The 4,068-nt window shown below is 56.8% G+C and carries 5 protein-coding genes; 4 read left to right on the top strand and 1 reads right to left on the bottom strand.

Translation table 11 applies throughout. The features are described 5' to 3' along the window. The 3 genes from B2W52_RS22345 to B2W52_RS13325 form a co-directional block, all read left to right on the top strand. Positions 1-64: hypothetical protein (locus B2W52_RS22345; protein ID WP_414673498.1), on the top strand; the 64-nt coding region annotated here is incomplete at its 5' end. Between the two features lie 24 nt (positions 65-88). After that, positions 89-655: a DUF1285 domain-containing protein gene (locus B2W52_RS13330; RefSeq protein WP_008171634.1), complete on the top strand. Its 567-nt coding sequence runs from the start codon at positions 89-91 to the stop codon at positions 653-655. Between the two features lie 199 nt (positions 656-854). After that, entirely contained in the window at positions 855-1,316 is a 462-nt protein-coding gene (locus B2W52_RS13325) for an FKBP-type peptidyl-prolyl cis-trans isomerase (protein WP_008171631.1), read from the top strand. Positions 1,317-1,415: 99 nt separating this feature from the next. On the opposite strand, the gene B2W52_RS13320 is transcribed toward B2W52_RS13325, so the two are convergent. After that, positions 1,416-3,068, bottom strand: a complete 1,653-nt coding sequence (locus B2W52_RS13320; RefSeq protein ID WP_286803509.1) for an electron transfer flavoprotein-ubiquinone oxidoreductase — start codon at positions 3,066-3,068, stop codon at positions 1,416-1,418. 441 nt (positions 3,069-3,509) lie between these two features. On the opposite strand from B2W52_RS13320, the gene B2W52_RS13315 reads away from it, so the two are divergent. Continuing rightward, a partial coding sequence (locus B2W52_RS13315; RefSeq protein ID WP_286803508.1) for an electron transfer flavoprotein subunit beta/FixA family protein occupies positions 3,510-4,068 on the top strand: 559 nt, incomplete at its 3' end.

Below are 4,068 nucleotides of genomic sequence, written 5' to 3'. Positions count from 1 at the left end.
AAACCTCGCCATTACCAACCCCGGTGCAGCACCGTTGCGCGCGGAGTGGATGCGCGGGTTGTAATTCAGATGGCCGGGAGCCACCGTTATGAGCATGAATCCGGATAATCTTGCAAAGCAGGTGGAGGAAACCGTGAAGAAGGTCGGGAATCCACCCATTGATCAGTGGGACCCCGAGCTTTCCGGGGATATGGATCTTCGCATCAGCCGCGATGGTCAGTGGATCTTCAAAGGCGAGCCGCTGGCTCGAGAAGCGATTGTACGTCTGTTTTCCACCATTCTCCGCCGGGAAAGCGACGGCGAATACTACCTGGTGACGCCCGTTGAAAAGTGGCGCATCCAAGTCGAGGATGCGCCGTTGCTCGCCCATTCCCTGACCGTGACTGGAGAGAGCGACCGTCAGGTCATTTCCCTGACCACCAATGTCGGCGAAACCCTCGAGATTGGCCAGGACCATCCACTGGAAGTGACTACCTATCCGGGCTCCGATGAGCCAAGACCCGTGGTAAAGGTTCGCCATGGGGTCGAAGCGCGACTGGTAACCGCAGCCTATTACGACCTGGCGGAGCATGTTGTGGAACGGAATGAAGACGGACACCCGGTTCTTGGGGTATTCAGCCACGGAATTTTCTACAAAATCGGGCAGGGTGGTTGAAAACCCGTACCACGGCCCCAGAATTACGGTAGAAAACGCATTAGCTCAGTTGTTAAACTGTGTTTTCATACTTGTTATGAGCCTGGCTCTCTAACGAGGCCCGGTGGTCGTTAGTCCCTCTGTTCAGTCTGGCTGTTCACGATCACTTTCGATTGCCTAAATCAATTAAACAGTCATTGCGGACACGCAAGGAGATCACATGGCCCAACCTCGTGTTGTCACCATCCATTACACGCTCACCAACGATCAGGGAGAGCAGCTTGATTCCTCCCGTGTAGAAGGTCGTGAGCCTCTGTCTTACCTGGAAGGTGCACAGAACATTATCGGTGGACTGGAAAGTGCACTGAACGAAAAGAACGCAGGCGATCAGGTTAAGGTTTCTGTAGAACCTGCTGAAGGCTACGGCGAAGTTAACGAAGAGCTGATCCAGCCGGTTCCGCGTTCTGCATTTGAAGGCGTCGATACCATCGAGCCGGGCATGCAGTTCCAGGCGCAGACCCCGGGCGGCCCCCAGGTCGTTCGTGTGGTAGAAGTTGGCGACGAAACCGTCACCATCGACGCCAACCATCCGCTCGCTGGCCAGACTCTGCACTTCGACGTAGAAGTGGTAGAAGCTCGCGACGCGACTGACGAAGAGCAAGAGCACGGCCACGCTCACTAAGCTTTTCTGAAGCGCAACGAAAAACGGTTCCCTCGGGAGCCGTTTTTTTATGCCAAAAAAAACGGCCCGCGAGGGGCCGTTTTCTACCGGAATCCGGACTTACATGTTCGGATAATTCGGGCCACCGCCCCCTTCCGGAGTTACCCAGTTAATGTTCTGTGCAGGATCCTTGATGTCGCAGGTCTTGCAGTGAACACAGTTCTGGGCGTTGATCTGGAAGCGCTTTCCGCCGCCATCGTCTTTCTCGACAACTTCATAAACACCAGCCGGGCAGTAGCGCTGCGCAGGCTCATCGTATTTCGGCAGGTTGTCGCGGATCGGAAGTTCCGGATCGGTCAGTTTAAGGTGAACCGGCTGATCTTCCTCGTGGTTGGTGTTTGAAATGAACACCGAGGACAGACGATCGAAGGTCAGGGTGTTATCCGGCTTGGGATAGGTCACCTTCTTGCACTCGGCTGCCGGCTTCATGGTGGCATAATCCGGAGTGGTATCGTGGAAGGTAATCGGCAGGCTGCCGCGCAGGATGTTCTGCTCAAAGTAGGCGATGGCGCCACCGACTATATTGCCGAACTTGTGCATCGCCGGGCCGAAGTTACGCTCTGCGTATAGCTCCTTGAACAGCCAGCTGTCTTCAAATTTCTTCTGGAAGCTGCTGATCTCTTCGCCGCTCTTGCCGTCCTTCAGCGCTTCGAAAACTGCCTCGGCGCCCAACATGCCGGACTTCATGGCGGTGTGGGAGCCCTTGATCTTGGAACCGTTCAGCGTGCCCGCATCACAGCCCAGCAGGAGACCACCCGGGAAGCTCATCTTGGGCAGAGCGTTGTAGCCACCCTTGGTAATTGCACGGGCGCCGTAGGAAACGCGCTTGCCGCCTTCCAGGTGTTTCTTGATTTCCGGATGCAGCTTCAGCCGCTGAAATTCCTCAAACGGGCTCAGATGCGGGTTGCTGTAAGACAGATCGGTGATCAAGCCCACATATACCTGGCCATTCTCGAGGTGATACAGGAAAGAGCCACCGGTGGAGCCAGTTTCTTTCAGGGGCCAGCCGGTGGTATGAACTACGAGGCCCGGCTCGTGTTTGGCCGGATCAATATCCCACAGTTCCTTGATACCGATACCGTAGTGCTGCGGGTCTTTGCCTTCATCAAGCTTGAACTCGTTGATCAGGCGCTTGCCCAGGTGACCGCGGCAGCCCTCGGTGAACAGCGTGTACTTCGCGCGCAGTTCCATGCCTGGCATGTAGCCGTCTTTTTCGGAACCGTCGCGGGCCACGCCCATATCGCCGGTAATGATCCCTTTTACCTGACCGTCTTCAATAATGGTTTCGGACGCGGCAAAGCCGGGATACACCTCAACGCCAAGCTGTTCGGCCTGTTCGGCAAGCCAGCGGCACAGGTTGCCCAGGGAAATAACGTAGTTGCCCTCGTTGTGCATGGTCTTGGGCACGAACGGGTTGGGCACCTTGGAGCCTTTCTCGGCGCCAGTGAAGTAGAAGATTTCGTCGCCGCCGACTTCGGTGTTCAGCGGGGCGCCGAGTTCTTTCCAGTTGGGGAACAGCTCGTTAAGCGCGCGCGGCTCGAATACCGCGCCGGAGAGGATATGGGCGCCTACTTCAGAGCCTTTCTCCACCACCACGACGCTGAGTTCCTGACCGCTTTCCTGGGCGATTTGACCCAGGCGGCATGCGGTTGCCAGACCGGACGGACCGGCGCCGACGATGACGACGTCGACTTCCATAGATTCGCGTTCCACAGCCTGTCTCCTAGCTTTCGGTTCTCTTGGGGTGGCGCGGAGTATAAAGGCATCCTCCATATCGCACCACTTTTCGGAATCGACTTTCACGCCGATTCAAACACTTGTTTGGATTATCCCTTGCCAGGTGGTTGATTTACAAGGATATCGGCGACCGGCGGGTCATGAAACAACGACACAATTGGCAGCAAAATCATCCGCTTACCCGACTTCGGCCTATTGACCTGCCGGGGGGCAGCGTTCAAGATACCGGCTCTCGCGCGGGGCCCCGGCGTTCGGCGTCGTCTCGCCTCTTTCATCGTTTCCGTCCTTATTAAGTACTGGTGAAAGCGAGTATTCGGGCGGGTTGCCACAAGGCACGGTGGGCTTCCAAACCCTGCTTTGTGGCAGCCCCCGGACGGAAGCGACTTCAGTCACCAAGTGGAAGATTCCGAGGATCCTATGAAGGTTCTTGTACCCATCAAGCGAGTCATTGACTACAACGTTAAGGTTCGCGTGAAGGCGGACAACTCTGGCGTTGATCTCGCCAATGTGAAAATGGCCATGAACCCCTTCTGCGAAATCGCCGTGGAAGAAGCGGTACGCCTGAAAGAAAAAGGCGTCGTGACCGAAATCGTCGCTGTCAGCATCGGCCCCAAAGCCGCTCAGGAACAGCTGCGCACCGCCATGGCGCTGGGCGCCGACCGGTCCATCCTGGTGGAAACCGATGAAGAGATTCAGCCGCTGGGCATCGCCAAGGCGCTGAAAGCCATCGTTGAAGAGGAAAAGCCGGAAATGGTGATCCTCGGCAAACAGGCCATCGACGATGACAACAACCAGACCGGCCAGATGCTGGCTGCTCTGACCGGCATGCCCCAGGGCACGTTCGCCTCTGAAGTGAACGTGGAAGAAGGCAAGGTCAAGGTGACCCGTGAAATCGACGGCGGCCTGCAGACCGTGGAACTGAAACTGCCGGCGGTGGTGACCACCGACCTGCGTCTCAACGAGCCGCGCTACGCTT

This window comes from Marinobacter sp. UBA2498 (assembly GCF_002341575.1).
Taxonomy (GTDB): domain Bacteria; phylum Pseudomonadota; class Gammaproteobacteria; order Pseudomonadales; family Oleiphilaceae; genus Marinobacter; species Marinobacter manganoxydans.
The sequence above is the reverse complement of the archived record's forward strand: the minus strand, read 5'-3'. Positions and strand labels throughout refer to the sequence as shown.